Annotated in this window: 1 protein-coding gene and 2 pseudogenes; all 3 read left to right on the top strand. The window is 69.6% G+C overall.

The features are described 5' to 3' along the window. Positions 1 to 201 (top strand): annotated as a pseudogene (locus tag V7067_RS17480) (tRNA pseudouridine(55) synthase TruB); the annotation flags it as partial. 395 nt (positions 202 to 596) lie between these two features. Continuing rightward, positions 597 to 866 (top strand): 30S ribosomal protein S15, encoded by a 270-nt coding sequence (gene rpsO, locus V7067_RS17475; RefSeq protein WP_334177161.1) that lies wholly within the window; start codon positions 597 to 599, stop codon positions 864 to 866. Positions 867 to 1261: 395 nt separating this feature from the next. Next, a pseudogene (locus V7067_RS17470) lies at positions 1262 to 2313 on the top strand (polyribonucleotide nucleotidyltransferase); the annotation flags it as partial.

The following is a 2313-nucleotide window of genomic DNA, read 5'->3' as shown; positions in this document are numbered from 1 at the left end:
ATGTCGCCGGTCGATGCCAGCCGGCTGCGGCGCGGCCAGTCGGTGCTGCTGCGCGGACGCGGCGCGCCGGTGGAAACCGATGCCGCCTATGCCACGTCGGCCGGCCGGCTGGTAGCGCTCGGCTCCATCGAGGCGGGTGAATTCGTGCCGCGGCGCGTGTTCAATGCCGCGCAGCCGGAACAGGCGCTGGCACGCCGCTGAGGGGCACCGGCGGCGGGGCGGAAATTTCGCCCCGGCGCGGCGAGGATCCTAATTCGGCTGGTATTTCGGCCGCAATTGTGACCATAGTCACGCCCATGCGCGGGGCTGGTTTTACCGGTCCCGGCTTGCTTCTTCCGCTCTGACCGTGCTGGACGACATCCCGGCTCGGCCGGCTGCGGAGGAGGACCGGGGCGAACCTGCGCCCCGGCACGCGGACCGCTTCGACGGTCCCGGGCCGGCCTGCAGGACCGTCCCCCGAAATCGCGCGCGATCCCTGTCGGGGCCGCCCGCCCTGCCGCAGCCTGCGGCCGGGGCAGGGCGGTTTTGGTGCAGGTGAACCGGCGCGGCTCTCAACCCGTTGCCCTCCGGGGCCCGCAAGACAAAAGGACACCCCGATGTCGATCACTGCCGAACGCAAGCAGACGCTCATCACCGAGTATGCGACCAAGACCGGCGACACCGGTTCGCCGGAAGTGCAGGTCGCGCTGCTCTCCGAGCGTATCGTGAACCTCACCGAGCACTTCAAGACCCACGCCAAGGACAACCATTCCCGTCGTGGCCTCCTGAAGCTGGTCAGCCAGCGCCGCAGCCTTCTCGATCACCTCAAGAAGACCGACGTCGCCCGCTACCAGACGCTGATCCAGCGCCTCGGCCTGCGTCGCTGATGCAAGACGGAAGCCCTGCCTGCCTGCCGGCGGGCGGGGCTTTTTTGCAGCGCGGCCCCGCTGCCGCGCCGCACCCCTTCCGAAGGCCGGTCACGGGCTGATCCGTGCGCGGCGCCCCGCGGTGATCTCCCGCCCTGCGGCGGACCTGCGGCGCTCCCGCATCGTCAGCGCTCCGGCCAGCGCTCCGTCCGGCCCGCGGTTTTGCGCGCCGGCGCCGACATACTGACCCGCGGGGTACCGGGGAGGGCCATCAGGGCCGCCGGTGCCAGCCCCGCGCGGGCCGCTCTGGCAGGATTGCCGGACGGCCCGGCCTTTGCTGACGAAGGCCGGGCCGCCCCGCCGTCTTGCCCGTGGTGCCTCGCGCGGGTTCGCGACAAGCCAAGGAAACGGATTTCATGTTCCAGATCGAACGCGAAGAGATCGAGTGGGCCGGCCGCAAGCTGACCCTTGAAACCGGTCGCATCGCCCGCCAGGCCGATGGCGCCGTGCTTGCCACCTATGGCGAGACCGCCGTGCTGGCCACCGTCGTTTCGGAGAGGGCGCCGAAGCCGGGCTTCGACTTCTTCCCCCTGACCGTGCACTATCAGGAAAAGGCGTTTGCCGCCGGCAAGATTCCGGGCGGCTACTTCAAGCGCGAAGGCCGCCCGTCCGAGCACGAGGTGCTGACCTCGCGCCTGATCGACCGCCCGATCCGCCCGCTGTTCGCCGATGGCTACAAGTGCGAGACGCAGGTGATCGTCACCGTGCTCTCCCACGACCTTGAGAACGATCCCGACATTCTCGCCATGGTCGCCGCTTCGGCCGCGCTGACGCTTTCCGGCGTGCCGTTCATGGGCCCGATCGGCGGCGCCCGCGTCGGCTTCTACAACGGCGAATATGTGCTGAACCCGTCCCACGACAGCCGTGCGGATTCCGCCCTCGACCTCGTCGTGGCCGGCACCGCCGATGCCGTGCTGATGGTGGAATCGGAAGCCCGCGAGCTGTCCGAAGATATCATGCTCGGCGCCGTGATGTTCGGTCACCGCGGCTTCCAGCCGGTGATCGACGCCATCATCCGCCTTGCCGAGAAGGCCGCCAAGGAGCCGCGGGCCCTGCCGGAGAACGACAATGCCGCCCTTGAGGCCCGCATTGCCGAAATCGCGGCCGAGAAGCTCGCTGCCGCCTACCGCATTCCGGCCAAGGCCGAGCGCCGCGATCAGGTTTCGGCCGTGAAGGCCGAGGTTCTGGGCGCCCTGATCAACGACGAGGATCCGGCGGCCCCGAAGGCCAACGTGGTCGGCGAGCTGTTCAAGGCGCTGGAAGCCTCGACCGTCCGCAACCGCATCCTCGACGAGAAGGTGCGCATCGACGGCCGCGATCTGGTGACCGTGCGTCCGATTCTGGCGGAAGTGGGCGTGCTGCCGCGCACCCACGGCTCGGCGCTGTTCACCCGCGGCGAGACGCAGGC

This window comes from Pseudoxanthobacter sp., from assembly GCF_036822375.1.
In the GTDB taxonomy this organism is placed as follows: Bacteria; Pseudomonadota; Alphaproteobacteria; order Rhizobiales; family Segnochrobactraceae; genus Pseudoxanthobacter.
The sequence above is the reverse complement of the archived record's forward strand: the minus strand, read 5'-3'. Positions and strand labels throughout refer to the sequence as shown.